The following is a 25,939-nucleotide window of genomic DNA, read 5'->3' as shown; positions in this document are numbered from 1 at the left end:
GCCTACTTTCATTTTAGCAATCTAGCTTTGCTAAGCAGCAATGGAAATATCAATATGTTTGAAGTCTTTCTCATATCGCTGGCAGTACTTGCCTTACTCAGTATTGTGTTTGAAGAAGTCACTCATATTAACAAAGCCAAAACCACGCTATTTCTCGGCTGTATTGCTTGGATTAGTTTATTCATCTCTGCTGCTGGCACCGACAAAACCCCATTCATTGCCGCAGAGTTAAACGACAATTTACTGGAAATTGCCACCTTGTGGTTATTTCTCATGTCGACAATGACCTTTGTGGCTTATCTCAACGCCAAAGGCATGATCCAGCTGTTAGTACAAAAAATCTTTCCGCAGCAAGTTTCTGTCAGAATGCTGATGCTGCAAGTCGGCCTTTTTGCACTGGTACTATCCACCTTCTGTGACAATGTCACTGCCACCTTGGTGTCCTTAGGCTTATTAACCACATTTAATTTAGCAAGTCGAATGCGTCGCCGTATGGCAGTATTAATTATCTTCGCGGTTAACTCAGGCGGAGTAGCCTTGATAACGGGTGATGTCACCACCTTAATGATATTTCTTGCCGGTAAAGTGCAAATGTCACAACTACTGATTTTGTTTTTACCTGCCGGCATTAGTGTGATGCTATTAGCGCTGTTGTTCTCTCTAAACGCTAAAGGTCATGTCAGTACCACACCGGTAGATAAACAACTAAACCCTATTGATATCATTATCGGACTGATTTTCTTAGTCACGATTGTTCTGACAATGCTATTTAATATCTTATTTGATATTCCGCCCGTGCTTACCTTTCTTGCTGGGTTATCGGTGATGTTTTTAGTTGGGCGTACCAGTCACACTAAAAAAGAAGAAATTCAAATTTTAGAGTACATTCGCCAAGTAGAATTTGACACTTTACTATTCTTTTTAGGGATTTTATTGCTTGTAGGCATGCTCAAGGAAATTGGCACTTTGGAGCTACTGACGCAGGCTTATGGGCTGTATAACCCAGCGATATCGAACTATTTTGCCGGAGTTGGCTCAGCAATTTTAGATAACGTACCACTGACTGCGGCGCTACTTAAAGCAGAGCCAGTACTCACCACAGCCCAATGGTTAGGTTTAACCTATTCTGTCGGTGTCGGAGGCTCACTACTAGTCATTGGCTCTGCTGCGGGGATTATTGCCATGAGTAAGATAAAAGAGCTCACCTTTGTGAGTTACTTAAAATACTTTCCTGCATTATTACTGTGTTACTCCGTGGGTTATGGCTTAACGATTTTAATCGCTAATCAGATCCATAGCTAAAGTGTTAGCTTTAAGACTAAGCGCTAAAATAATCAGAGCTAATAACTAAGCGTTAATAACTAAGCGCTAATAACTAAGCGCTAATAACTAAGCGTTAATAGCCAGTGCTCAGCCGATACTCTGCTCTAGTAACACACATGAGTAACACACATGAGTAACACACATGAGTAACACACATGAGTAGCACACATAAAACAATAAAGGCGCCATTGGCGCCTTTATTAAAATCAGAGATTAACTAAAGAAGTTACCCAAACTAAATTGCTGGCACTTTAAACTCTGAGCCATCGATTTCAAGTACCACATCTCTGGGTCTAATTTCGATAATTTTAAGCTTACCACTGATCACATCGCCTTCTTGAAGCTCTGCACCATCAATGTTTAACCAGCGATTATTTGCATCAGAAGAATAGACATGAGCCTGAATATTAAACTCTGGTACTTGTAATTGCACACTGGCAGGTAGCTCACCGTATTTAGGGATGCTATCTGATTTCGGAGTAGGGATTGGGTCAAACTCAGCTTCAGTCACAGGTTTATTGGCTGATTCTTCATATTCAACATCTTTAAGAGCGGCTTGAAAAGCGGCCATTAAATTATTCGATTGCTCAGCAGTTAACTGATTTTTTTCTGGGGTGTTTTGGGTAGCGGTCACTTCATTGCTCACGCCTTGCTGCTCAAAATTGACGTTTTCAGCTGCGGTTGCCACTTTCATCTGCAGTGCAGTTAAATCCGATGTTTGCTTGTAGTTAGAATTGGCCCCTAAAATAATCGCATCTTCGCCATAGAGCGCGGTTAACTCAGCGGCAGTTAACTGCCTTTGGGAGTTATTCGAGCTAGCATTTGCAGTACCTGTTGAACTTACAGCGGTGGCTGCAAGCTCATTTTGCGATAGTGAGCTTACTTGACCTCGATTACTCTCATTCAAGCGATATTCATACTGGGTATTATCACCACTATTTGATGGACTCTTTGCAGGTGAATCACTTGAAGATAAGCTATTTAAAGACGAGTTATTTGAAGATAAGTCATAGCCAGCAACAGCTTGTGGTTTTGCCAAGGGCAAAGCCACTTTATTGGCAATTCTTATCTCACCACTATCTGCTTGAGCGGTATTGGAACTCTGGCTTTGCTGCGATGTGGCTTGCTTAACAGCTTCATTTTCCTGACTAGAACTTACCCCTGAATTCGCCGTTAAAGTCGGTTTCACTAATCTCGCTAAGCCCCAAGCAGATAACACACCTAATAAGATCACTGAGATTAACACCAGCGCCTTGCCCCAAAGCTGACGTAACCAATGCTGGTTAGTCGCTGGTTTATAACCAGCCCTTGGGGTTAATACCGCATCAGGTAATTCGCCCATCTGTTGCTGTTTTTCTTTGGTCACGGCATCTAATAAAATAGACATTAGCTGCGCCCTACTTTAGTTAATCTTGGGCCTTGCTTGCTGAGGTATAAGTTAAGCTGCACCAAGGTTTGGTTCCCTGCTATGCCATCAGATTTAAGTCCATGTTGACGCTGAAAGGCCATTAAATCTTGCTCTAAGGTATCATCGAAACGGTTTAATAATCTCGCGGTTCGTTGTTGCACCAAGGCTAAGTTATTTTCTAACCATTGAATTTGCGACAAACTGGATGTTTGACCAATTTCACTTGGCATTACTCCATCGGTTTGCCATAAAATTTCAAAGGTGCCGCTAAAATGACGGTTAAACCAATCCTTGCTGACCCAAAGCTGCTGCTCATTTAATTGCAGTAATACTTGCTCACCTTCGCGAGCTACCACAACCCCATAGAATTGCTTAGCTTGCTGATCTTCTAAATACACCACCGCCGGGTAATTAAGCCTTGCAATACTGTTCCAGTTCCCCTGCTGCTGATGGCACAACAGCCCTTGCTCAGTCGCTGCTTGGCAAGAAGATAAACCAATAATGGGTTGTTTTCCCCATAAGGCAAACAGTCCAGCAAATGCATTATCAATGCTGCGACTTTGCGCCATTGCGGCGCGGACAATGCTTTGATTGCGATTAACTTGTGTTAATGCCACAGGGACAACATCTTCAATAACAGCTACTTTATCAACCGCTTGTTTATTGACTAAAGCACTCGCCTGCTCTGAGCCGACCTGTTGAGGAAAAAAGCCATAAAAAGACACCCCAAAGGTAATCACTAATGTCGCAGCAATGGTTAAAGGCCAATGGGAGCGAGTCTCAACCGGCATTTCACCTAATACTTCAGCAGCAGCTTGCTTAACCATATGCTGATCGATTGGCACTTTTGATTGGCCATAACCGGCCATTAAGGCTCGTTCACACAACAGGTTAGTTAAGCGTGGAATACCGCCACTGTACTTATGTAATGCTTTACAGGCTTTTTTAGAAAATAACGGCTCAAAACGCCCAGCGACTTGTAATCGATGTTGCACATACAAGGCTATCTCTTCAACGGTCAAAGGCAACAAATGATATCTTGCGGTAATTCGCTGGGCTAACTGACGTAGCTCTTGACGCTTAAGCAGTTGCTGTAATTCTGGCTGGCCAATAAGAATCACTTGCAGCAGTTTTTTGGTATCTGTTTCAAGGTTAGTCAGTAATCTTAGTTGCTCTAACACCTCAGGGCGCAAATGCTGCGCTTCATCGATAATTAATACGGTATTGCGGCCATTTTTATGATTATTGAGTAAATACTGGCTGATTAAGTCGGTCAGTTGTTTAATTGAAGGAGCATCACCATAGCTAATGGCAAGTTCATCACACAAGGTTGCCAGTAACTCTTGTTCAGTTAATGAAGGATTAAGTATAAAAGCAGTATCCGTGTGCTCAGGTAATTGCTTTAATAAACAACGTGACACAGTGGTTTTGCCAGTGCCAACCTCACCAGTTAATAACACGAAGCCACCGGTCTCGCCCAGACCATAGGTTAAATGCGCTAATGCTTCTCGGTGACGGTCGCTTAAGAACAAATAATGTGGGTTTGGTGCGATTGAAAATGGATTATCATTTAATCCATAAAATGCTTTATACATCTGGCCAAAAATCCTTATCTATAACTGACGGCTCAAGTTATATCTTGCAGTACTGCTTGTCAAAATTTAGCAGCAGAAATGTTAGTCGTGCTAAGATTTATCTTAATATACTTAAGATAAAGCTCCTTAGGCAAAAACATTTATGAAAATCTATTTAGTGGGTGGCGCTGTTCGTGACGGCATTTTATCACTTCCAGTCAAAGATAAAGACTATGTGGTAGTGGGCGGTTCAACCGAGGAGATGTTCGCCCTTGGCTATAGTCAAGTTGGCCGTGATTTCCCCGTTTTTTTGCACCCTAAAACCCAACAAGAATATGCCTTAGCACGTACCGAAAGAAAAAGCGGCCAGGGGTATTCTGGTTTTAGCTGCGATGCCAATAAAGAGGTAACACTGGAACAGGATTTACTGCGTCGCGATCTAACCATTAATGCCATGGCCCAAGATGACCAAGGCAATCTATACGATCCCTATGGCGGCATGGCGGATATTGAAAGTCACCAATTACGCCATGTGTCGGATGCATTCATTGAAGATCCATTACGGGTTCTGCGGGTTGCCCGATTCGCGGCGCGTTTTGCCCACCTTGGTTTTACTATCGCCCAAGAAACAATAGCACTGATGCAAAGTATCTGTGACTCAGGCGAGTTAGCGTATTTAACGCCTGAGCGCGTGTGGCAAGAGCTAGATAAAGCTTTAAGTAGTCAGAACCCTGAAGTCTTTTTTGAGCAGCTGCGTTGTTGTGGGGCGCTTAAGGTGCTATTTCCAGAGATAGATGCCTTGTTCGGCGTACCTCAACCTGAAAAATGGCATCCAGAAATTGACTCAGGCATTCATACCATGATGGTATTGCAAGCCTCGGCTAAGCTCACTGATAAAAAAACCATTCGTTTTGCCGCTTTGCTTCATGATTTAGGTAAGGCCATCACCCCTACAGAGCTTTGGCCAAAACATCATGGGCACGGCCAAAAGGGCTTACCGATAATCAAAAAGCTAGTACAAAGAATTAAAGCCCCAAATGAATACAAGGAATTGGCACTGCTGTGCAGCGACCAACATCAAAATATCCATAATGCGCTAGAGTTACGCGCTGAAACCATTATAAAGATTTTTGATAAGGGTGATTTTTGGCGCAAACCGCAACGCTTAACAGACTTACTATTATGTTGTCAGGCCGATATTCAAGGTCGAACAGGTTTTGAGCAAGCGCAGTATCCTCAAAGCGAGTTTTTAACCCATTGCTTTAACATTGCTAAAGAGGTCGATGTGCAACAGGTGATTAGTGATGGGTTTAAGGGCGCAGAAATTAAACAGCAGTTGAGCATACGCAGAGCTGAGGCCATTAGCCTGTATAAAAAAAGCCAAGTACAATAAGCGTTGCAATTGTAACGTTTAAGCATTCGTGATGCACTAAACGAAACCTTAGCACTACTTCAACATCAGAGTGATTAACCTAATACTAACGCCGTAGATTATGTCTTTTTACAAATTTCTACAGATGAATATCCTTATATTAATTGGGTTCACGCTGTTTTTTATGATTTTTTTTGCCATTTTGTGTAGCAAAATACAATAGCTGTGACATAATTAAAAGGCTGTTGGGTATTACGCCTCAGCAACTTATTACAACCTATAATGAAGGGATTTTCCATGAACAAGAAAGTATTAATGATTGCTGGTGTTGCTATGACTGCTCTTATCGGTGGTTGTGCAAACACTACTGCTTTAGAAGAAAGTGTTGCTAACCTAGGTAACAAAGTTGATCAACTATCTTCTGAAGTTAGCTCTTTAAAATCAGAGCAAAGCAAATTATCTGCTGATGTGAAAGATTCTAAAGCAGCTTCTATGGACGCTCAAGCTGAAGCTAAGCGTGCAAACGATCGCATCGATAACATGGCTTCTTCTTACAAAAAGTAAGAAACCATGAAAATTAGCTTATTTTTATAGGTTGATTATTAAGGCTTGAACATAGTAAACAGACTTAAGTCGTTTACCATTTCAAGCCTTAATTGTATCTGCAGGATTAAATCAACATAAGGGCATGCCGCGCAAACGTTAACTCTGTAATAAACTTACTTGGCTTCTGCTAGCTTTGCAGTAATCAATACATAATCAAATTCTAACCCTGTCACAGGATGACTCTTAATTTGATGCTTTAATTGATCATTAACCCGCCATGCAAGGTGGTTCATCTCCAACAGTGTCATCGCTTGTTCGCCGCTCACATCACCAGTAAAGCTAATCGATTTTGTATTAACCACTTCAATCTGCTTGGGTGAATTCAACTGCAATGGCTTTTCCGCTAAATTGTCATATACCTGCTGCTTCAGTTGCCATAAATGCCGAGGACCGGGCACTAACATTAATAATCGACCGCTGTCTTTTAACACCCTTAGGCACTCTTTACCTTTTAAAGCCACGTCAAATAGCGACACGATATCTAAACTGTTATCAGCAAAAGGTAACTTCTTATAAGGGGTAAGGATTAGACTAGCTGGGGTATTTTCTTTGCTGGCTGCAAATAGTGCGTTCTCAGCTTCAGAAACGCCCCAATGGCTAACATCAACATTAGTGCTGGTAGCAAGGTGTCGCAAATATAGACCATCTGCACAGCTAAAATTCAGGTGCTGTAGTTCGGTGCGCCCATCAATCAATTGATTAAATGACTCACTCAGTTTATCCATTAACGGTTTAAATAAGTCTTCAGCCATAAGAAAGCGTTTCGAGCGCAGTTGCTGACGTGACTCATTCGCGCCCTTGAACTTGGTTGAGGTAATAAAGGATAAATAGCCTTGGGCATTTTTATCAATATGATGCTTATTATCACAATAGTAGCCTGCTGAGGCCTGATGATAATGCAATGCTGTCGCACACTTAGGGCAGATCAAAATTGAGTTCATTACAGAAAACGTCCTAGACTTTACAGCTAAATTTAAGGAATAAAAAACGGGTGATAACACCCGTTTTTTATTTTATTAATCATTGATGATTTTGTCTCTCATAATGATTAATCTATTGTGGTTTATATTACAGGAATATAAAGCCACATAATACTGCGCCAAGAGTTAGGCGATACAGCACAAATGGGGTCATGCCAATCTTGCTGATAATTTTCAAGAAAAAGTAAATACAAGTATAGGCTGCAAAAAACGAAACCACGATACCCAGTAGCACCTCACCGTAATTAATCACCAAGTCACTTGAAACGGCATCTTTAGTCATTAAAATCGCCGCACCTAAAATCACCGGTATTGACATTAAAAATGAAAAGCGTGCTGCAGCTTCTTTGTTTAGACCTAACATCAAAGCGGCGGTGATGGTAATACCTGAACGTGACGTGCCTGGAATAATCGCCAACGCTTGAGCAAAACCAATTAATAGCGCCTTTCTCCAACCGGTTTGATACTCGGTTAGCTCATTACGGGCCATTTTATCACCGACCCACAACAGCAAACCAAATATAACTGTTGTGATAGCAATTACCCCAGGGCCACGAAGGTAGGTTTCGATTAAATCTTTTGCCATAAAGCCAAAGAACACCGCCGGTAATGTCGCTAAAATGATCCACCAAGCTAATTTACTGTCTTGGGTATGAACACCTTTAACCATGCTCGCTATCCACGCATTGAGCATGAGCCATATTTCTTTTCTAAAATAGATCACTACCGCTAATAATGAACCAATATGAACAGCGACATCAAAGAAAAGACCTTGATCTTGCCAGCCTAAAACTTGCGCCGGCAAAATCAGGTGAGCGGAGCTTGAAATCGGTAAAAACTCTGTTAGCCCTTGAATGATGGCAAGTATAATAACCTGAATGGTTTCCATGATTGTCCTTTATAATATTAACGTGTCAGTGTTGCAGGGAAGTCAAACTCAATCGGCCAAATATGCTGGCTAGATTTATCGTAATTATCCCAAAGTAATTGATAGGGTTGATGCGTTATTGGGTGAGTTAATTGCGGCGCAATTTCTGCCAGCGGCCACAATACAAAAGCATTAAATAAAATCTCACCTCGAGGCAGTTCAACCGGTTGCTGACAAATTTCATTATCATAAAGCAGTAAGTCGATATCTAAACTTCGTGGACTAAATTTTTTTTCACCGCGAATGCGGCCATTTTGCTTTTCTATTCGTTTAAAGCTGGCAACCACCTCAGCAATACTCATATCGGTATCAGCTGCGGCCACCATATTTAAAAAGTTGGTACCTTGAAACCCAACTGCTTCACTTTCAAACATCCTTGATAACTGTAATGGGCCAAATTGCTGCTGCAAATCAATTAATCCTGACTGCATGTGTGCAACAGGGTCAATATTAGTGCCTAGACTGATATAAATACGTGCCATTAACTCACTCTGTAATATAAAGAACAAACATGAAAAGATGATTAAATAGTGCTAAAACATGTTACTAAAATTGACCGCGCTCAATAACCACACCAACAGAGACTGCAGTAGGTACCGCACCAGGTTTCATCACTGTCACTTTAACGCCTTCAACCTTAAATTCAGTCATCAAACACTCGGCAATCATTTCTGCGACAGTTTCAATTAGCTCAACGGGTTTTTGAGTGATTAATGCAGTGAGGCGATTAGACACACTTTCGTAGCACAAGGCATGTTGATAATCATCAGTGGCAGCAGCCATTTTATTATCCCAAGCCATATCTAAATCGATGAGCAATATTTGCTGTATTTGTTTTTCCCACTCGTAGATCCCTATTACAGTTTCAATTTTTAGCTCGCGAATAAGTACTTTATCCATGCTTTCTCCGAGTTTTACTCATTTTTTTAAAAAAACAGCCTAAAAAAGCTGATAATGACATCAATTAACCGTTATCATGATTTTTGTCTTTTTCCTGAGCAACTAAAGCAGTAGGATAATGGCTAGCTATTTATGAATGATAACCATTCTAAATAGCGTTTTAAAAGCTGATAATAACCATTAAGATCAAGTGATATAAATTAATGGGCGATGATACCCTAAGAAGACTAAGGACACCAATTTGAGCGCTGTTACAATCACAATATTGATGATTATAACCGCCTACCTAGCCGGTTCTATTTCAAGTGCCATTTTGGTTTGTAAATTAAGAGGTTTACCCGACCCTCGCACTGAAGGCTCAGGCAACCCTGGGGCAACCAACGTACTTCGTATCGGTGGCGCAAGCTCTGCTGCCTTAGTTTTATTTTTCGACATGCTTAAAGGCGCCGCGCCCAGCTATTGCAGCTACTTACTCGGTCAAGATGCGGTGTCATTAGGGCTCATTGCCATCGCAGCTTGTTTAGGCCACATCTACCCGCTCTTTTTTAACTTTCAAGGCGGCAAAGGCGTAGCAACTGCCTTTGGCGCGATGGCTCCTATTGGCGGCGATTTAGCCGCCATGTTAATTATTACTTGGTTAGTATTTGTAATTATTACTCGCTATTCATCATTAGCCGCCATTTTAACTGCAATACTTGCACCAGTTTACACATGGTGGTTAGACGAGCGCTTTGTCATTCCAGTGGCAATGCTCTCTTTATTAATTGTCATTCGCCATAAAGATAATATTAAGCGCTTGAGAGTGGGCGAAGAAAGCAAGCTTTCCCGTAAGAAAAAACAAGCTAACTAGTTTTAACTCAAACTATCTAACTGATTATATTATTGATATAAAAAAACCTAAGCCATGGCTTAGGTTTTTTCATATCAGGTGATGACTTAATTACACAGCAGACAAGGTATCTAATGGCCAGCGCGGCTTGCCTTCTACCTCTAACGACTCCACCTGCCCAGCTTTTAAGCGCTGTAAGCCAGCAAAAGCGATCATTGCACCATTATCGGTACAAAACTCACCTCTTGGATAAAACACCTCACCATTTAACTTAGCCATCATGGTCGCTAAATTTTCTCTTAACCGAGTATTAGCGCTCACTCCACCTGCTACAACTAAGCGATTATAACCTGTTTGTTTTAATGCGCGTTGACACTTAATCGCTAAAGTATCCACCACTGCCTCTTCAAAAGCGCGGGCAATATTGGCTCTTGTTTGCTCATCATCAGGCTCTTTAGCGATGGTATTCGCGGTAAAGGTTTTTAAGCCTGAAAAGCTAAAATTAAGCCCTGGTTTATCTGTCATTGGTCGAGGGAATTTATAACCTGCCTCAACACCTTTTGCTGCTAACTTAGCTAAACGTGGCCCACCAGGGTAATCAAGCCCCATCAGCTTAGCGGTTTTATCAAATGCTTCACCAGCAGCGTCATCAACCGATTCACCTAACACCTGATAACGGCCAATGCCTTCTACTTGCACTAACATTGAGTGACCGCCAGATACCAGCAGAGCAAGAAAAGGGAACTCAGGCGCATCATCTTCAAGCATTGGCGCTAATAAATGCCCTTCCATATGGTGAACTCCAATTGCAGGCTTGTCCCACGAATATGCCAATGAACGCCCAACACAAGCGCCGACTAATAGCGCGCCAATTAATCCAGGTCCTTTAGTAAAAGCGATGCCATCAATATCATCAACAGTAGAGTTAGCCTCTTTAAGCGCCTGCTTAATCAATGGAATAATTTTACGCACATGATCACGAGATGCTAATTCAGGCACAACACCACCATAATCTGCATGTAATTTCACTTGGCTATATAAAGCATGGGATAATAGTCCCTGCTCATCATCATAAACAGCGATTCCAGTTTCATCGCATGATGTTTCAATACCTAAAACCCGCATAGCATCTCGTCTTGATAAATTTGTAAGGGCGGCAATTCTACCTGTTGAGAAGATTTTATTCCACCAAGCATAATCATCAGTCTCAAAAAAATGACACCTTGATTGTCATTTGCGATTAACAAAGGGGTTTACAAAAGCATCGTAATCGATGTAGAATTCGGCACCATTTTAAATAGCCTTGGTTAATCTACCAAAACAGGTAGTGCCAAATTAACTACACCTAAGGGGTGATGGCGTATGCCAATTATTAAAGTACGTGAAAACGAACCATTCGACGTAGCTCTTCGTCGTTTCAAGCGCTCTTGTGAAAAAGCAGGTATCTTAGCTGATGTTCGCGCTCGTGAATTCTACGAGAAGCCAACTTCTGCACGTAAGCGCGCAAAAGCTGCCGCTGTTAAGCGTCTAGCTAAGAAGCTTTCTCGCGAAAACGCACGTCGCGTACGTTTATACTAATCTCACTATGAGCCTAGTCGAACAGCTAAAAGACCAAATGAAAGAAGCTATGCGTGCCAAAGATAAGGCGCGTTTGGGGACAATTCGTATGGCACTGTCTGCCATTAAACAGATTGAAGTGGATACCCGCGAAACTCTGACTGATGAACAGACAATAGCCGTTTTAACCAAAATGGTAAAACAACGTCGCGATTCTATAACTCAGTATGAGTCAGCAAATCGCCCGGAGTTAGCAGCAGCTGAAGCAGCAGAGATTCAAGTCATTGAAACTTTCTTGCCTTCTCCTTTAACAGAAGAAGAAGTTGCCGCAATCATTGATGAAGCTATCTCTCAGGTAGGTGCATCAACCATGGCGGATATGGGCAAAGTAATGGGAGCATTAAAATCTAAGGTTCAAGGTCGTGCAGATATGGGTGCCATTGGCAGTCTAATCCGTGCTAAATTAAACTAACAGATCGTTAATGTGTGAATAAGCCGTGCACCTTGCACGGCTTGTTTGTTTTATCTATTTGGTAATGCGAGACCTATAGCATTTATGGCGATACCTCGTGACTTTATCAATGAGCTAATAGCTCGAACTGACATTGTTGATCTAATTGATCACCGTGTACCTTTGAAAAAAGCAGGGAAAAATCACTCTGCATGTTGTCCTTTTCATAGCGAAAAATCACCTTCTTTTACCGTCAGTCAAGACAAGCAATTTTACCACTGCTTTGGTTGTGGTGCTCATGGCAACGCCATTGATTTTATCATGGAATATGATCGACTAGAATTTGTCGATGCCATTGAAGAGCTTGCCGGTAAACTCGGACTCGAGGTACCAAGAGAGCAAGGTACTGGTCCTAAAAAAGATCAAAGTTTAAGTCGTGACTTATACCAATTGATGGAAGAAGCGAATCTTTATTATCAAAATCAATTGCGTCAACACAGCGACAAACAAAAAGTTGTAGATTATTTAGAATTCAGAGGGCTCTCCAGTGATGTTGTAGAGCATTTTGGAATCGGTTTTGCGCCAGATGGTTGGGATGGACTATTAAGTCGATATCGCCAAAACCCTGCAGCACAAGACAAATTACTCACCGCCGGAATGCTAATTGCCAACGATAATGGCAAGCGATATGACCGCTTTCGCGATCGGTTAATGTTTCCTATTCGCGACCGCAGAGGCCGAGTTGTTGGCTTTGGTGGTCGAGTTTTAGGCGATGGAACACCAAAGTACTTGAATTCGCCAGAAACGCCCATATTTCATAAGGGAAATGAGCTTTACGGTCTTTACGAACTCAAGCAAACCCATAGAGACCCACAACAAGTATTAATTGTTGAAGGCTATATGGACGTTGTGGCGCTTGCCCAATTTGGTGTTGATTATGCCGTTGCATCACTTGGCACAGCAACAACCGCTGAACAATTTCAGCTGTTAGTGCGTAGTGCTAAAGAAGTCATTTGTTGTTACGACGGTGACCGAGCAGGTAAAGAAGCCGCTTGGCGTGCACTAGAAACCGCACTGCCTTTATTAAAGCCTGGTGATGTCGTTAGGTTTATGTTTTTACCTCAAGGCGAAGATCCAGATACCATGGTTCGCCAAGTAGGCAAAGACGGTTTTGAAGAGTTAATGGTCAGCGCCCTCGACTTACCGGCGTTTTTATTTGAGACCTTAACCAGTAAATTCGGTAGTGATAAAAGCTCATTGGCTAAACAAGCTATGTCGCTAATCGAACGTGTTCAAGACACTGTGTTACAGAATTTATTATTAGAAAATCTCGCCCATAAAATTGGTATGAATAGCGCAGATGATCTAAAGAAAAAGTTAGGTTTTGCAGTAAAACAGCAACAACCTATGAATAAAAAAGGTTTACAAGGGCGTGGTACCCCACTGCGATTAGCCATTGCATTATTAGTACAACGTCCAGAGTTAGGATATGGCTTAGCTGTACAACCCTCACTTGCACATTTAAAGATTGCTGGCATCGAATTGCTCAGTGATTTATTGAATTTAACTCGAGACCGAAAGTTAAACAGCGCACAACTACTTGAGATTTATCGTCAGCATGAACAAAAAAATGCGTTGATAAAATTGGCCCAATGGGACCACCAAGTGGCGGATGAAAACCTAGTTCAAGAGTTTAAACAATCCCTGATCTGGTTGAACAATCAATATATTGAACAACGCTATCAGGAACTGAGTCTTAAACAAACTCTAAATAAAGCTGAAAAAATTCAGCTCACGAAGCTTATTTCTATAATGAAAGGCATTGCTAAATAACATCTTTTATTAAAAAAATGTTCCCTTAAGTCATGTCATGGACTAGCGTACTTTAGTTCATAGAGCTATAATTGACGATTTGCTTGACACTTTGCCTCGGCAGGTGTCCAGTCGTTATTTCAGTTACCAACTTGGATGATATCTATGGAGCATACTCCGCAGTCGCAACTTAAATTGTTGCTTGCTAAAGGTAAAGAGCAAGGTTATTTAACCTATGCTGAAGTCAATGACCACTTGCCAGCTGACATGGTCGATTCTGATCAGATTGAAGATATTGTCCAGATGATCAATGACATGGGCATCCGCGTGTTTGAACAAGCGCCAGATGCCGATGACATGATGATGTCTGAGGACAACACCGACGAAGATGCAGCAGAAGAAGCTGCAGCAGCGCTTGCAACGGTAGAAAGTGAATTAGGTCGTACCACTGACCCAGTACGTATGTATATGCGTGAAATGGGTACAGTTGAGTTATTGACTCGCGAAGGCGAAATCGTCATCGCAAAACGTATTGAAGAAGGCATTAATACGGTTCAAAGTTCTGTCTCTGAATATCCGCAAGCGATTGCGATGATTTTAGAGCAGTTTGATAAGTATGAAGCTGACGAAATACGTTTAACTGACATTATCGCAGGTTTTGTTAACCCTGATGATGATGACGTAGCACCAACAGCAACACACGTTGGTTCTGAGTTATCAGAAGAAGAGTTAGAAGACGAAGATGATGCCGAAGATGCTGAAGACGAAGAGGAAGGCCCAAAAGGTCCAGATCCTGAAGAAGCTAAAGAGAAGTTTACTCAATTACGCGAAGTGTTTGAAAAAGGCTTAGCTGTTATTGAGAAAAAAGGCCGTGATCACCCTGAAGCCATCGGTGCTTTATTTGTCATTGGCGAGCTTTTCAAAGAATTCCGTTTAGTACCAAAGCAATTTGATCGCTTAGTAAAAAGCATGCGTTCTATGATGGATCGCGTACGTGTACAAGAGCGTTTAATCCTTAAGCTTTGTGTTGAACAAGCTAAAATGCCAAAGAAAAACTTTGTTAAGTTCTTCACCGGTAATGAAACTGACTTAACTTGGTTCCATGCTGAAATGAGCAGTAATAAGCCTTATGCTGAAGGCTTACGTATGGTTAAAGACGATGTGATTCGTTGTAGCACTAAACTTGCTGCTATCGAAGAAGAAACCGGCTTAGTCATTCGCGCAATTAAAGACATCAACCGTCGTATGTCAATCGGTGAAGCAAGAGCTCGTCGTGCGAAGAAAGAAATGGTTGAAGCGAACTTACGTCTAGTAATTTCTATTGCTAAAAAGTACACCAACCGTGGCTTACAGTTCTTGGATTTGATTCAAGAAGGTAACATTGGTTTGATGAAAGCTGTAGATAAGTTCGAATACCGTCGTGGTTATAAGTTCTCAACTTATGCAACCTGGTGGATCCGTCAGGCGATTACTCGTTCAATTGCTGACCAAGCACGTACCATTCGTATTCCAGTACACATGATTGAAACGATTAATAAACTTAACCGTATTTCACGTCAAATGTTACAAGAAATGGGCCGCGAACCAACACCTGAAGAATTATCAGAGCGCATGTTAATGCCAGAAGATAAGATCCTTAAAGTGCTGAAAATCGCTAAAGAGCCTATTTCAATGGAAACACCTATTGGTGATGATGAAGATTCGCACTTAGGTGACTTCATTGAAGATAACACGCTTGAGCTACCATTAGACTCAGCAACAAGCGAAAGTCTTAAAAATGCCACTCATGAAGTGCTAGCAGGCCTAACAGCCCGAGAAGCTAAAGTGTTACGTATGCGTTTTGGTATTGATATGAATACCGACCATACCCTTGAAGAAGTGGGTAAACAGTTTGATGTAACCCGTGAACGTATTCGTCAAATTGAAGCAAAAGCACTACGTAAATTGCGTCACCCTTCTCGCTCAGAAATCTTGAAGTCTTTCTTAGACGAATAGAGTCTCACTAAGAAGTTGCAACAATAATGAAAGCCCGTTAATTCGGGCTTTTTTTTGCCTCAAAATTACTTTATTTAATATAAAAAACCTCATGATTGCTTAACAGATAACCAATTGAATCTTTTAGTCACAATTCTCAGCAATTGGCGGGTGACAACCGTGAATAAACTTCGTATACTTCTTTCCGCTTTCGATAGTGACGACTATCTTAAGTCGGCCCCTTAGCTCAGTTGGTTAGAGCATACGACTCATAATCGTCAGGTCCCCAGTTCGAGTCTGGGAGGGGCCACCAATTTTGATAAGCCGTAGTAGGTTAGTACCTACTACGGCTTTTTCATGTCTGGTGCTTTTGGGTGCTGTAATGGGTGCTGTAGGGTGAAAATCTGACCCGCAATTTAGAGTAATAATATAAATATTCTAGGGGGGCTAACTAATTTCTACATATAGTTAGATTGGGTATCCAAATTTAAAAAGCTGTAATTTTAAAATAATTTGGTACTGAACATAGAGTCAATCTCATTGACATTCTTTATGTACTTGTCCGTTTCAACTACTCCACCGATCCTCTTCAATTGAGTAATAAAAACAGATGCTGTATTTGCATCGATATTTCCTGCTAGCATTTCATTAATGATGGTCTTAGCAATGCCAACTAGATCTGAAGTGTCTTCGACATTCATTTTAACAGGTTCAGTAACTGGCTTTAACGGGGGACTAATCCTATCAAGTGCTATTTTGATTGCCGCAGTATCACCTTCACGGACTTTAATCATTAGCTGATCAACAATATCCTGACCATGTACTTTTAAGGCTTCTCTTACTTCAGTACTTTGACTATTAGGCCTGCCATTGAGATTTCCACTACAGCCCTTAGAAAATTGCCCTTTTGATGTTCTATTTGTCATTATCGACCACCTGTTGTTAACGTGCTTATCAGGCATCGATTACCTGATACATACAATAAAACAACAAACACTCATAATCTGCAATTCATTTTAGCGTTAACTTATTCAATATTAAAAATCAGAATCTGTATCAATAAAACATCAAACACTTTTGTTATATTAATCCCGAAATTTTAACTAATAACACAATTCAATCATTGATACAGAAACTGATAGACAATATTAACTAACAAATACACTGAAGGTTCTTTTCTGAAAGAAGGTTACTTATGAATTTAGATTCAATCATTGCTTTAACTATATTGTTCCTACCGCTAATACTATTCATTTTATCTTTGCGTAAAATACAAAAAATGAAAATTAATTTTAATCATGAGCTTGAAAAAGCTTCGCAGCAAGGTTTCAAAGAAGCTGAGGAACTGAAAGCTGAGGCAACGAGAGCATTGACTGAAGCTAACCAAAAATCATTAGATGCTAAAGAAAAAGCACGAATTATTGTAGATGAAGCTCACAATGAAGCTCGCGATGAAGCCACTAATATAATTAATTTTGCTGAAAAAGAAGCACAAAGAATAGCTGGTGATGCCTTCGAAGCAAAAGCAAAAGCAGATACCTATGAAAATGCAATAAAGGCTATGCGAAATGCTATTGATGGCTACAAAGACGACTACATCATTCCTAGCCATTCAGTATTAGATGATCTTTCTGATGAATTTAGCCATAAACAAGCTGGTGAAGAGTTAAAAACAATTCGAAGTCGGATACGTAAACTAGTAAAAGAAGGCCATGCAGGAGCTTGTGACTATGCTGAGGTAAACAGAAAAACTTATGCCATTCATTTTGCTGTAGATGCTTTCAATGGGAAAGTCGATACTACTTTAGCTAAGGTAAAACATGATAATTATGGTATTTTAAGACAACAGATTATAGATGCTTTTTCTCTAGTAAATCATAACGGTGCCCCGTTCAGGAATGCGCGAATTAACCAAGAATATCTCGATGCCAGATTGGTTGAATTAAAATGGGCAGTATCTGTAATGGAGCTAAAAAAAATAGAACGTGAAGAGCAAGCATCTATCAAAGCTCAAATAAGGGAAGAAGAAAAAGCAATTCGAGAGATGGAAAAAGCACAGAAAGATGCAGAAAAGGAAGAACGTCTAATTCAAAAGGCACTTGAAAAAGCACGTATTGAACTATCATCGGCCAATGAGGAGCAAAAAGCCCAGTTTGAAGCTCAACTAGCAGAACTAGAACAAAAGTTACATGAAGCCGAAGAGAAAGGACAACGGGCATTGTCAATGGCTCAACAAACTAGACGAGGCCATGTTTATGTTATCAGTAATATAGGAAGCTTCGGCCAAGAAATCTTTAAGATTGGTATGACGCGTCGGTTAGAGCCTATGCTTCGTGTTAAAGAGTTAGGCGATGCTTCAGTACCCTTTTCATTTGACGTCCACGCCATGATTTATAGTGAAGATGCGCCAGCTTTAGAAAAGATACTTCATCGTAAATTTGATTTACACTCCGTAAATAAGATCAATCCCCGCAAAGAGTTTTTTAAAACATCAATAGCTGAAATCAAGCAGGTTGTTCAACAACATGGTTTATCAGATATTCATTGGACATTAAAAGCTGAAGCTAGTGAGTATCGTGAAAGCTTGGCAATAGAACACAAGCGACAAACTGAAGCCGTTGCCTAAGTAGTATTAAAAGTTAAAGCAAAATATAAGGCCCTCTTCTTAAATGTAGAACGGCCTTATAATTGTACTAGCCCAGACTTAACCTGACAGTTACCCATTTTAAATGCTATCTGTCAGTTTAGATCTGAGATTAAACCTGAATCAATTATGATTTTATTTTCAATCTGCTTGAACCAAAATCTTTAGTTTGTGGCGGCCTGTAACCTTTACCTCTAGATTTTGCCAAGTAACACATACGCTTTACGGATTCGATAAATGACACCCGATCACCACGCTTTACTGTGTAATAGCAATTCTCTGGTATATGAGCTTGCGTACCTGTAATACCTTTCCATACATCAATGATCATGGTGGTAACTGTACCGCTGTAATGTATAAGCTCCTTACTCACCATTAGCATCAAGTGATAGTGTTGCTTCTTATTTTCTGCCTTTTCATATTCCCTTACCCATAGATAACCAATTTCTAAAGTCGCATATTTGCGTTTTAACTTCTTGCCTAACCTGCGCCAAAACATAGCCAAAACCTTGTTCTTGTCCGTGTAGCCATTAATATGTAAATCGGCCCTAATGACCATCACACAACGGCTATGTGTCAGCATGGCTTCAAGTTGGTCTACAAATCTAAAAACCATCTTCGGATACCAACCTAAATGACCATTTGGCACTTCAAACTCACGACCTTGGATCAGGCAATATTGTTTATTAGTACTTCTATGATCATGCTTAGTAGCTGTATAGATATTATTTAAACGGGTCAAAAACCTAACATCCCATTTGCTGCGCCCGTTGCCGTTACTGGGTTTGTATTTTCCAATTTCGATAACGAGGGGTAAAAAACCTAACATTGAAAAATGCTGTTTGGGGCGCTGGTGGAATGGATAAATAGACCACCAGCAAATAACACTAACTTCCAAAAAACACATGTAAGATCAGCCATTCATTTTCAGCCGATATAGGTTCTTCACCGCGCTTTTTACGCAGCCGATTAACTAGGCTTACCGCTTTCTTCGCTTCGTTGAAATTAGGTAGCCAATAGCGTAGATAACTCGCCTTATGACCATAAGGAGATTGATAGGGGTCAGGCACTCCTTTGAGAGCAATGCCTTTATTGTTTCGTAGGTTTGACACATCACTATGTAAACAATCTGAATAGAAACGTATTGAACCACCATTAAACGGGAACTTAACTCCCTCTCGATTCGAGCATTCAACCTGCCTAAGCCCAGCATAGCCAACGGCTAGTAGCGCAGATAAAAAGGCTTCTTGCTTGCTTGGGGTCTTAATTTTGCTAACATAGCTAGTGAGTATATGTAGGGCGTCTTTCGGGGCGCTTTGCTGTTTCACGGCTTAGCCCTCCCCATTTTCAAACTTAATAAGCTGTTCTTTTGTCCAGCCTAAAAGAACCTTACCCGCGCGTTTTGGCGGCTCAAGGGTTTTGTCTTTTGCCCACCAACGCCAAATACTTCGCTTATTCTTGTTATAACGATTTTCTAAATCTGTGTATGAATAATAGTTGTTAGTCATGAATGTAACCTCTTGGGAATGTAGAGGTTACTATAAGAAGGTATATTATTATTTTTGGTATTTATGACTGGATAGTGAATCCCAAAATCAAACTTGCATTCGTGTATGACCTTTTTTGTTTGGAATAATTATTTCAATTTGTGCTACTTCACCATGCTTTGAATTGAACTTATTAAATGAATAATCTTGAGGATTTAAATTAAGTGAACAGAATAAATCCAGCCAGAATTGTTTTTTAGCATCAGTGACTTCACAGTCACTTTTTTTCCACTCTTTAACTAGTCTTCTTCCAACGCCTGTAAAGTTCTCAGTATTAGTATCATTTAGTTCATAATGCTCAGAGAAAGCTAAAACGAGGCCTGCAGCTTCTTTTGAATAGGATTTACCACCTGTATTTTTGTAAGGAATTAGTCCTTTGGCATAAGCAAGCATAACTAAAGCAACGCCTTTTTCATGATTTCTCATCTCTGATTCGGTAAAAATACACTTAGCTCTACTCACTCCTTGATTAAGTAAATCTTCAGCATATTGAATAAACATTTCTTTTGGGATCGGCTCTTTAGGCATGCTTGATACCTCCAAAGTTTCCTTCAATGATTGTGCCCTCAATGCCTGTTAATCTTGCTTCCCACTTTCTTAGCGCTTCACGCTTTTCAGGTAAATAGCTATAGCGGTCATAGTGCTTAGAACTCACATCATTAAGCGCATGATTTTGTAGTCTATCGCGTAGCTCTTTAGATATGCCAAGCTCACCCATTAGCGTTTTACAGGTACGGCGAATATCACGGGCAACAAACGCTTTACTCTCTGGGTAGGCTTCACGGTAGCGGCTAATAGCCTTTGAAAAACTATCAGTTCTTAGGTGTTGCTGGTGGTCATTCTTACGAGGGAATATAAACGGGCCACTTTCGGATTCATCCTGTAAATTCCTAAGTAATGTAAACGCGCTATCAGTTAATGGGATCAGGTGTGGCCGCTTGTTTTTGCTTACCTCAGCCGTTACGAGCAAGGTTTTCTCTTTCCAGTTAACCGACTCCCAACGACTCGCCACCAGCTCATAAGGGCGTTGCCCTCCCGTATAAAAACAAAGTCCCATTAATGCCGATACCATAGGACCAATGCGATTCACTCGATGAAAATTAGCTAACAGCTCTTGAACCTCATTAAGTGTTAACCAATTCTCACCCACTTTTTCAGCATGTGACTGTTTCGCCACGACTTGAGCAGGGTTCATTAATAAACCAAACTTAACGCCTGTATGCGCCTGTGCGGGGTTTAAATCATGCCTTAACCCAAAGTTATATGCTGCGACAATGTAGCTTCGTACACGGTTTGATTGAACCACAGCGCCACGTTTGATCATGGACGATAGTATCGGGACTATATCTGTCGGCTGTACTTCTTTAGCTTTTGTTATGGCTGGTATATGGGGATAAACTTCTTTTTCCAGAGCTTTCAATACAGCGCCATAGGTTCGCTTACCGTCCTCTTTCATTTGTGCCGTGTAAGCCCTAAAAAGCTGCTGAATACTGCCCTTCATTGCTTCGGCTTGTTCTGCTGCGTTTTGCTTAGCTTTATCTTTCTCAATCTTAACTTTTGGATCGATGCCTTGAGCAAGCACACTTGAATGGGGTCTGATCTCCTCTCGAGCATCAACTAAGCTCATCGTTGGATAAATACCAATAGAGATATAACGCCTTACACCTTCAAAAGTATATTTAAAGCAAAATTCCTTTTTACCTTTTGGGGTTATCCGAACAACAAGCCGCCCAGCGCCCCTTTGCCTTGTGGAGTCCACCAGTTCATACTTATTCGCTTTGGGTTTTGCGCCTAGTATTTGCTTATCTGTGAGCGCCTGAGCCTTGCTAGTCATAGTCAGTCCTAAACAACCTCTAAAAGCACTGGGTGTTGTAATGGGTGCTGTAAGGGTGTTACTTAATGGGATATAACTAGATATTACAAGATAAACGTTAAAGCAGCAAACTCAATAGCAGCAATAGTTTACAGTTATTTTGTATCTCATTAAGTTTCATAAAATCTGGACCTGTTTACGACTCATAATCGTCAGGTCCCCAGTTCGAGTCTGGGAGGGGCCACCAATTTATTGATAGGCCGCTTGGATTTATTCAAGCGGCTTTTTCATGTTTAAAATTTTAACTTTAGCGAAATACCAACAAATATCAACATCATCATTCCACGTAGATAGCGGCTGAAAACTCACAAATGATGTAAGTCACTAAATTGTTCTAGCAGCTTTATCATGACTTTAATTCCACTGTGAGCCTAAAGACATCAAACTAACATTCCATTGATTGCAAATAACACTCAAAGCGTTTTTATATTTGGCTGCCTTACTGAAATTTAACAAAAACACATACCCCAAATGATAACTTCACAAAAAATTGATCTAAAACACAGTTTATTTGTATTATTATATTAAATTAAACCTACTACTGTTACATCGCTGTTTGCCATGACATTTTGGCTCAAGGTTTTCGTTAAAAGGAATAAAAATGAAAAAAATAAAACTGTTACCCTTAGCGCTTATTGTTAGTAGTTTACTGGGTGGTTGTGCATCAAGCTCCGAAACGCCAACACCTTCAAATATCGAGATGAAACCAGCAACAGGTGAGCAAGTAGCGCCTGCTGATTATGCAAAATTTTCATCAATATTAAGTGCCTCAAAACTGCAAATATCAACACCAAACGCAAAACCCGGCAGTAAATATGAATTAGCTCAAGACAGCAATTTTAGCGGTATCGTTAATGAGCACTTTTATGTAGATAAAGGCTCTGAAGCCCTGGTCATGAATATGGAAGGTTATAAGTTACGTAACGAACTACGCGTCTTAGAAAACTTCAAATCTGATGAAAGCCAAACTTTTTATCGTCTATCTGCTGATTTAATGCCTATCAATCCACGAGAAGCCATAGAAAACAGCCCTTCGAAAAATGATGCGATGACCTTCTTACAGGTACACAACAAAGGTACTTTTGACGATGGCAAGCATGGTGTGGGTTATATCCCTCACCCATTACTGCGTGTCGTTTACGAAGCCGACCGAAAAGGCATAAAAGATCATTACTGGGCTATCATCAAAAATAACAATGTGAATTGTGGTAAAGACAGTGGAAACCGCGATACGCCTGTTTGTAAAAATTCGTATGTGAGAATGAATTTAGGGAAGTTTACCCCTGATGTGCCAACGCATTTTGACATCATTGTTGGCGATCAAAAGCTGGTCATTAAAGTTGATGGTGTCACTAAAGTGAAGCATGACATTAGCTACTGGAAAGACATGCTAAGCTACTTCAAAGCTGGGGTTTATAACCAGTTCGAAAACGGTAAAAGCGAAGCTCATTTCTACAATTTAGAATACGCCATAGACACAAAACAAGCGCAATAAGCTCTCTTTAATTGCTGAGTAATACACCGCATTACAAACCAATGTAAACCGTTCTTATAAACACACGGATTACATTGGTTTTTCCATCTTACCTTGCCATTGAAATAGCTCTAACGGCCCTTAAACAGGTACTTAATTCTTACTTTCACGTTCCTGTTGAGCGATTTCCAAATAATTTTGCGCCGCAGTAATGGCTTTAACAGCCCGAGAGTTAAACTCTCGATGATAGAGAATATAAACCACCAGCAAGCTGGCTATTATCAGTAAGATGGGGTTCCAAAACCAACAAAGCGCTGCCATGGAAAAGTAATAACTTCGTAAGCCATAATTGTAAGAGTGAGCGGCCTGATCGCCCACCGTGGCCATTTGGCGCGAATACTTTGCCAAGTTTTTATTGCTTCGTGTGCGATCAATGGGCGCTGCGCCAATCATCACATTTAAAAAGCCATATTGACGCATTGACCAAGTAAATTGAAAAAAGGCTAATACAAAAATACTTGCCAGCATAGCCAACTTCACCTGCACTAAGGCATGATTAGGTTCAGCGGCAAAGGGAATAGAGCTGATCACTTCTTCAAGGCGCTCAACTTGAGCAAATAAGGTCAATACACCCGCCAACACCAGTAAGGTGGTTGAGGCAAAAAAAGCGATATTACGTTCTAAGTTTGCCAACAATGCTGCCTCACCCACACGGATCTCCTTGGTCATCACTTCGGCCATCCAATAGATACGATGCTGATGCAAACAGCGGGCGATACAGTTCGTTGTTTTGGCCTTTTTACGGGCAAAAAAAGTGTAACCCACCCAGCATGAGAAGAAACACGCTAAAGCGATAAAATCGATAAAAGAGAAAAGCATAAGACTCAAGCTATTATGGAATTAATGGTTAATTATGCAACACATTACTCTTGCCTTAAATAGCCTTCATGTTATTAACCGCTAAATAATCAAGTTTAATAACAGCTAGGCAGTTATCAGCTTGATTGAAGCGTATATTTACGACCAAGGCAGCCTTTAAACCGCTAAGCAAATATATTTCATTTCAAGATACTCATCGATACCATGATGGGAGCCTTCGCGGCCAAGCCCTGAAGACTTCACTCCGCCAAAGGGGGCGACTTCATTCGAAATTAACCCGGTATTAACCCCGACCATACCGTACTCAAGGGCTTCTGATACTTGATATACGGTAGAGATATCTTTGGCGTAAAAGTAAGCCGCTAAACCAAACTCGGTATCGTTGGCTTGTTTGATCACTTGTTCAACTGAATCAAATTCAAAAATCGCCGCTAACGGCCCAAAGGTTTCTTCTTTGGCCACTTTCATCGACTGCTTTAGATTAACCAATACTGTCGGCTTAAAAAAGTTAGCGCCTAAAGCATCGCCCTTACCACCCAATACAATTTGACCGCCTTGTTGTAGCGCATCATCAATATGAGCTTGCACCTTTGCTACTGCGGCTTGGTTTATTAGTGGTCCAATAGTGACGCCATCATCTAAGCCGTTACCCACTTTGAGCTGCGCTGCTGCTTGGGTAAACTTTGCCACAAATTGCTGATATAAGCCTTTTTGAACATAGATACGATTAGCGCAAACACAGGTTTGTCCGGCATTACGATATTTGGCTTGAATAGCCCCTTCAACTGCCGCGTCAATATCAGCATCATCAAAGACAATAAACGGTGCATTACCACCAAGCTCAAGGGATAGCTTTTTAATACTTGGCGCGCATTGCTGCATCAGCTTTACGCCTACAGCGGTTGAGCCAGTAAAGGACAACTTTCTCACTATGGGGTTAGCACAAAGCTCTGCACCGATGGCGATGGCATCGCCGCTGATCACGTTAAATACCCCAGCAGGAACACCGGCTCGACTTGCAAGCTCAGCTAAGGCTAAGGCGCTAAAGGGGGTTTGCGGCGCAGGTTTAAGCACCATAGTGCAACCCGCTGCTAATGCAGGTGCAGCTTTACGGGTTATCATCGCAAGCGGGAAATTCCACGGCGTAATAGCAGCGGTAACGCCTACGGCCTGCTTAATCACCATAATACGTTTATCAGCTTGATGGGCTGGAATGGTCTCACCATAAACCCGTTTGGCCTCTTCAGCGAACCATTGCACAAAGGAGGCGGCATAAGCGACTTCAGCTTTGGCTTCGGCTAATGGCTTACCTTGCTCTAAGGTCATAATCAGCGCTAAATCATCGCTATGGGCTAATATCAGCTCAAACCAAGTCATTAATATTATTTGGCGCTGTTTAGCTGTGAGTGCTTGCCATGCTGCTAAGGCACTATTGGCGCTTTCAATGGCTTGCTGGGTTTCAGTCTGGCCCATTCTTGGCACTGTACCTAGCTCTTTATTGGTGGCAGGATTAATAATCGTGTCGCAATGGGTCGATATGGCATCACGCCATTGCCCATTGATATAACATTGATGACGTAACAAACTGGGGTCTTGTAAATGCACAATCGTATCCTTTAGCAGCAAAATAGCAGACACTACTATCTTAGCTAAGTTTGCGAAGGTTAACGAGCTAACGATTTAGCAACTGGCTGACAACCAAGCTGTGCCCCCATTTCGCCCTTTATAATCGCCGCTTAAATGCCCTGTAAATGTGAGCTAGATTACAAAGCGTTAAAAATAATTGCATTCCTCAACTAGCAGAGTAT

25 protein-coding genes and 1 tRNA gene are annotated in these 25,939 nt (G+C 41.1%); 11 read left to right on the top strand and 15 right to left on the bottom strand.

Features of this window, described 5'->3' with window-relative positions:
- Window positions 1-54: 54 nt before the first annotated feature.
- Window positions 55-1,302, top strand: coding sequence for a sodium:proton antiporter NhaD (nhaD, locus tag Q4533_RS00260; RefSeq protein ID WP_303501290.1), 1,248 nt, complete (start codon window positions 55-57; stop codon window positions 1,300-1,302).
- Window positions 1,303-1,558: 256 nt separating this feature from the next.
- Here the strand turns inward: nhaD and Q4533_RS00255 are convergent, their stop codons facing one another.
- Both Q4533_RS00255 and Q4533_RS00250 read right to left on the bottom strand, forming a co-directional pair.
- Window positions 1,559-2,710, bottom strand: coding sequence for a general secretion pathway protein GspB (locus tag Q4533_RS00255; protein ID WP_102531388.1), 1,152 nt, complete (start codon window positions 2,708-2,710; stop codon window positions 1,559-1,561).
- Window positions 2,710-4,326, bottom strand: a complete 1,617-nt coding sequence (locus Q4533_RS00250; RefSeq protein ID WP_303501288.1) for an ExeA family protein — start codon at window positions 4,324-4,326, stop codon at window positions 2,710-2,712. Before Q4533_RS00250 ends, Q4533_RS00255 begins: the two co-directional genes overlap by 1 nt.
- Before the next feature lie 142 nt (window positions 4,327-4,468).
- Here Q4533_RS00250 and Q4533_RS00245 point away from each other — a divergent pair, with 142 nt between their 5' ends.
- On the top strand, window positions 4,469-5,698 hold the full coding sequence (locus Q4533_RS00245; RefSeq protein WP_303501286.1) for a multifunctional CCA addition/repair protein: 1,230 nt from the start codon (window positions 4,469-4,471) through the stop codon (window positions 5,696-5,698).
- Between the two features lie 276 nt (window positions 5,699-5,974).
- Window positions 5,975-6,241, top strand: coding sequence for an Lpp/OprI family alanine-zipper lipoprotein (locus Q4533_RS00240; protein WP_076542485.1), 267 nt, complete (start codon window positions 5,975-5,977; stop codon window positions 6,239-6,241).
- Window positions 6,242-6,396: 155 nt separating this feature from the next.
- Here Q4533_RS00240 and Q4533_RS00235 read toward each other — a convergent pair whose 3' ends face one another.
- The 4 genes from Q4533_RS00235 to folB all read right to left on the bottom strand — a co-directional run bounded on the left by Q4533_RS00235 (window position 6,397) and on the right by folB (window position 9,091).
- On the bottom strand, window positions 6,397-7,224 hold the full coding sequence (locus Q4533_RS00235) for a methyltransferase domain-containing protein (RefSeq protein WP_303501284.1): 828 nt from the start codon (window positions 7,222-7,224) through the stop codon (window positions 6,397-6,399).
- 127 nt (window positions 7,225-7,351) lie between these two features.
- Window positions 7,352-8,152, bottom strand: a complete 801-nt coding sequence (locus Q4533_RS00230) for an undecaprenyl-diphosphate phosphatase (protein ID WP_102439271.1) — start codon at window positions 8,150-8,152, stop codon at window positions 7,352-7,354.
- Window positions 8,153-8,169: 17 nt separating this feature from the next.
- Window positions 8,170-8,673, bottom strand: coding sequence for a 2-amino-4-hydroxy-6-hydroxymethyldihydropteridine diphosphokinase (gene folK, locus Q4533_RS00225; protein WP_102439272.1), 504 nt, complete (start codon window positions 8,671-8,673; stop codon window positions 8,170-8,172).
- Between the two features lie 64 nt (window positions 8,674-8,737).
- Window positions 8,738-9,091 carry a dihydroneopterin aldolase gene (folB, locus tag Q4533_RS00220; RefSeq protein WP_102439273.1) on the bottom strand — a complete coding sequence of 118 codons (354 nt, stop codon included), beginning with the start codon at window positions 9,089-9,091 and terminating at the stop codon, window positions 8,738-8,740.
- A 241-nt stretch (window positions 9,092-9,332) separates the two neighbouring features.
- Here folB and plsY point away from each other — a divergent pair, with 241 nt between their 5' ends.
- Window positions 9,333-9,941, top strand: coding sequence for a glycerol-3-phosphate 1-O-acyltransferase PlsY (plsY, locus tag Q4533_RS00215; protein ID WP_102439274.1), 609 nt, complete (start codon window positions 9,333-9,335; stop codon window positions 9,939-9,941).
- A 90-nt stretch (window positions 9,942-10,031) separates the two neighbouring features.
- Here plsY and tsaD read toward each other — a convergent pair whose 3' ends face one another.
- Window positions 10,032-11,045: a tRNA (adenosine(37)-N6)-threonylcarbamoyltransferase complex transferase subunit TsaD gene (gene tsaD / locus Q4533_RS00210; RefSeq protein WP_076541076.1), complete on the bottom strand. Its 1,014-nt coding sequence runs from the start codon at window positions 11,043-11,045 to the stop codon at window positions 10,032-10,034.
- Window positions 11,046-11,282: 237 nt separating this feature from the next.
- Between tsaD and rpsU the strand changes: the two genes are divergently transcribed.
- The 5 genes from rpsU (at window position 11,283) to Q4533_RS00185 (ending at window position 16,027) form a co-directional block, all read left to right on the top strand.
- Window positions 11,283-11,498, top strand: coding sequence for a 30S ribosomal protein S21 (gene rpsU, locus Q4533_RS00205; RefSeq protein ID WP_055024252.1), 216 nt, complete (start codon window positions 11,283-11,285; stop codon window positions 11,496-11,498).
- A 7-nt stretch (window positions 11,499-11,505) separates the two neighbouring features.
- Window positions 11,506-11,949: a GatB/YqeY domain-containing protein gene (locus Q4533_RS00200; protein ID WP_102439276.1), complete on the top strand. Its 444-nt coding sequence runs from the start codon at window positions 11,506-11,508 to the stop codon at window positions 11,947-11,949.
- A gap of 84 nt (window positions 11,950-12,033) precedes the next feature.
- Window positions 12,034-13,761 carry a DNA primase gene (gene dnaG, locus Q4533_RS00195; protein ID WP_102439277.1) on the top strand — a complete coding sequence of 576 codons (1,728 nt, stop codon included), beginning with the start codon at window positions 12,034-12,036 and terminating at the stop codon, window positions 13,759-13,761.
- A gap of 144 nt (window positions 13,762-13,905) precedes the next feature.
- Window positions 13,906-15,735 carry an RNA polymerase sigma factor RpoD gene (gene rpoD / locus Q4533_RS00190; RefSeq protein ID WP_102439278.1) on the top strand — a complete coding sequence of 610 codons (1,830 nt, stop codon included), beginning with the start codon at window positions 13,906-13,908 and terminating at the stop codon, window positions 15,733-15,735.
- Between the two features lie 215 nt (window positions 15,736-15,950).
- A tRNA-Ile gene (locus Q4533_RS00185) sits at window positions 15,951-16,027 on the top strand.
- Window positions 16,028-16,217: 190 nt separating this feature from the next.
- On the opposite strand, the gene Q4533_RS00180 is transcribed toward Q4533_RS00185, so the two are convergent.
- Complete coding sequence (locus Q4533_RS00180) at window positions 16,218-16,640, bottom strand: DUF5681 domain-containing protein (RefSeq protein ID WP_303501283.1); 423 nt, start codon at window positions 16,638-16,640, stop codon at window positions 16,218-16,220.
- A gap of 269 nt (window positions 16,641-16,909) precedes the next feature.
- Here Q4533_RS00180 and Q4533_RS00175 point away from each other — a divergent pair, with 269 nt between their 5' ends.
- The gene (locus Q4533_RS00175) at window positions 16,910-18,340 is read left to right on the top strand and encodes a DUF4041 domain-containing protein (protein ID WP_303501282.1); all 1,431 of its coding nucleotides are present in this window, start codon (window positions 16,910-16,912) and stop codon (window positions 18,338-18,340) included.
- Between the two features lie 145 nt (window positions 18,341-18,485).
- On the opposite strand, the gene Q4533_RS00170 is transcribed toward Q4533_RS00175, so the two are convergent.
- The 5 genes from Q4533_RS00170 to Q4533_RS00150 form a co-directional block, all read right to left on the bottom strand.
- Window positions 18,486-19,265: an inovirus-type Gp2 protein gene (locus tag Q4533_RS00170; protein ID WP_303501280.1), complete on the bottom strand. Its 780-nt coding sequence runs from the start codon at window positions 19,263-19,265 to the stop codon at window positions 18,486-18,488.
- Complete coding sequence (locus Q4533_RS00165) at window positions 19,246-19,686, bottom strand: hypothetical protein (RefSeq protein WP_303501278.1); 441 nt, start codon at window positions 19,684-19,686, stop codon at window positions 19,246-19,248. The genes Q4533_RS00170 and Q4533_RS00165 overlap by 20 nt, the downstream gene beginning before the upstream one ends.
- 3 nt (window positions 19,687-19,689) lie before the next feature.
- Window positions 19,690-19,866: a hypothetical protein gene (locus Q4533_RS00160; protein WP_303501275.1), complete on the bottom strand. Its 177-nt coding sequence runs from the start codon at window positions 19,864-19,866 to the stop codon at window positions 19,690-19,692.
- 87 nt (window positions 19,867-19,953) lie between these two features.
- A complete protein-coding gene (locus Q4533_RS00155; RefSeq protein ID WP_303501272.1) occupies window positions 19,954-20,433 on the bottom strand; it encodes a hypothetical protein in 480 nt (159 codons plus the stop codon).
- A complete protein-coding gene (locus Q4533_RS00150; RefSeq protein WP_303501270.1) occupies window positions 20,426-21,739 on the bottom strand; it encodes a site-specific integrase in 1,314 nt (437 codons plus the stop codon). Before Q4533_RS00150 ends, Q4533_RS00155 begins: the two co-directional genes overlap by 8 nt.
- A 640-nt stretch (window positions 21,740-22,379) precedes the next feature.
- Between Q4533_RS00150 and Q4533_RS00145 the strand changes: the two genes are divergently transcribed.
- On the top strand, window positions 22,380-23,273 hold the full coding sequence (locus Q4533_RS00145; RefSeq protein ID WP_303501269.1) for a polysaccharide lyase family 7 protein: 894 nt from the start codon (window positions 22,380-22,382) through the stop codon (window positions 23,271-23,273).
- A gap of 132 nt (window positions 23,274-23,405) precedes the next feature.
- On the opposite strand, the gene Q4533_RS00140 is transcribed toward Q4533_RS00145, so the two are convergent.
- Complete coding sequence (locus tag Q4533_RS00140) at window positions 23,406-24,131, bottom strand: DUF599 domain-containing protein (RefSeq protein ID WP_102438751.1); 726 nt, start codon at window positions 24,129-24,131, stop codon at window positions 23,406-23,408.
- Between the two features lie 156 nt (window positions 24,132-24,287).
- Window positions 24,288-25,736 (bottom strand): NAD-dependent succinate-semialdehyde dehydrogenase, encoded by a 1,449-nt coding sequence (locus tag Q4533_RS00135; protein ID WP_303410451.1) that lies wholly within the window; start codon window positions 25,734-25,736, stop codon window positions 24,288-24,290.
- Window positions 25,737-25,939: the final 203 nt, after the last annotated feature.

It is taken from the genome of Shewanella sp. 6_MG-2023, assembly GCF_030547195.1.
Lineage (GTDB): Bacteria > Pseudomonadota > Gammaproteobacteria > Enterobacterales > Shewanellaceae > Shewanella.
Note: the sequence above shows the minus strand (reverse complement) of the source record. Positions and strands in the feature narration are given on the sequence as shown.

What these genes read in the sequence shown, in the direction of transcription:
- nhaD (WP_303501290.1), top strand. Translation starts at nt 55, where the DNA reads ATGTTTGAAGTCTTTCTCATATCGCTGGCAGTACTTGCCTTACTCAGT.
- Q4533_RS00255 (WP_102531388.1), bottom strand. Translation starts at nt 2,710, where the DNA reads ATGTCTATTTTATTAGATGCCGTGACCAAAGAAAAACAGCAACAGATG.
- Q4533_RS00250 (WP_303501288.1), bottom strand. Translation starts at nt 4,326, where the DNA reads ATGTATAAAGCATTTTATGGATTAAATGATAATCCATTTTCAATCGCA.
- Q4533_RS00245 (WP_303501286.1), top strand. Translation starts at nt 4,469, where the DNA reads ATGAAAATCTATTTAGTGGGTGGCGCTGTTCGTGACGGCATTTTATCA.
- Q4533_RS00240 (WP_076542485.1), top strand. Translation starts at nt 5,975, where the DNA reads ATGAACAAGAAAGTATTAATGATTGCTGGTGTTGCTATGACTGCTCTT.
- Q4533_RS00235 (WP_303501284.1), bottom strand. Translation starts at nt 7,224, where the DNA reads ATGAACTCAATTTTGATCTGCCCTAAGTGTGCGACAGCATTGCATTAT.
- Q4533_RS00230 (WP_102439271.1), bottom strand. Translation starts at nt 8,152, where the DNA reads ATGGAAACCATTCAGGTTATTATACTTGCCATCATTCAAGGGCTAACA.
- folK (WP_102439272.1), bottom strand. Translation starts at nt 8,673, where the DNA reads ATGGCACGTATTTATATCAGTCTAGGCACTAATATTGACCCTGTTGCA.
- folB (WP_102439273.1), bottom strand. Translation starts at nt 9,091, where the DNA reads ATGGATAAAGTACTTATTCGCGAGCTAAAAATTGAAACTGTAATAGGG.
- tsaD (WP_076541076.1), bottom strand. Translation starts at nt 11,045, where the DNA reads ATGCGGGTTTTAGGTATTGAAACATCATGCGATGAAACTGGAATCGCT.
- rpsU (WP_055024252.1), top strand. Translation starts at nt 11,283, where the DNA reads ATGCCAATTATTAAAGTACGTGAAAACGAACCATTCGACGTAGCTCTT.
- Q4533_RS00200 (WP_102439276.1), top strand. Translation starts at nt 11,506, where the DNA reads ATGAGCCTAGTCGAACAGCTAAAAGACCAAATGAAAGAAGCTATGCGT.
- dnaG (WP_102439277.1), top strand. Translation starts at nt 12,034, where the DNA reads ATGGCGATACCTCGTGACTTTATCAATGAGCTAATAGCTCGAACTGAC.
- rpoD (WP_102439278.1), top strand. Translation starts at nt 13,906, where the DNA reads ATGGAGCATACTCCGCAGTCGCAACTTAAATTGTTGCTTGCTAAAGGT.
- Q4533_RS00180 (WP_303501283.1), bottom strand. Translation starts at nt 16,640, where the DNA reads ATGACAAATAGAACATCAAAAGGGCAATTTTCTAAGGGCTGTAGTGGA.
- Q4533_RS00175 (WP_303501282.1), top strand. Translation starts at nt 16,910, where the DNA reads ATGAATTTAGATTCAATCATTGCTTTAACTATATTGTTCCTACCGCTA.
- Q4533_RS00170 (WP_303501280.1), bottom strand. Translation starts at nt 19,265, where the DNA reads ATGTGTTTTTTGGAAGTTAGTGTTATTTGCTGGTGGTCTATTTATCCA.
- Q4533_RS00160 (WP_303501275.1), bottom strand. Translation starts at nt 19,866, where the DNA reads ATGACTAACAACTATTATTCATACACAGATTTAGAAAATCGTTATAAC.
- Q4533_RS00155 (WP_303501272.1), bottom strand. Translation starts at nt 20,433, where the DNA reads ATGCCTAAAGAGCCGATCCCAAAAGAAATGTTTATTCAATATGCTGAA.
- Q4533_RS00150 (WP_303501270.1), bottom strand. Translation starts at nt 21,739, where the DNA reads ATGACTAGCAAGGCTCAGGCGCTCACAGATAAGCAAATACTAGGCGCA.
- Q4533_RS00145 (WP_303501269.1), top strand. Translation starts at nt 22,380, where the DNA reads ATGAAAAAAATAAAACTGTTACCCTTAGCGCTTATTGTTAGTAGTTTA.
- Q4533_RS00140 (WP_102438751.1), bottom strand. Translation starts at nt 24,131, where the DNA reads ATGCTTTTCTCTTTTATCGATTTTATCGCTTTAGCGTGTTTCTTCTCA.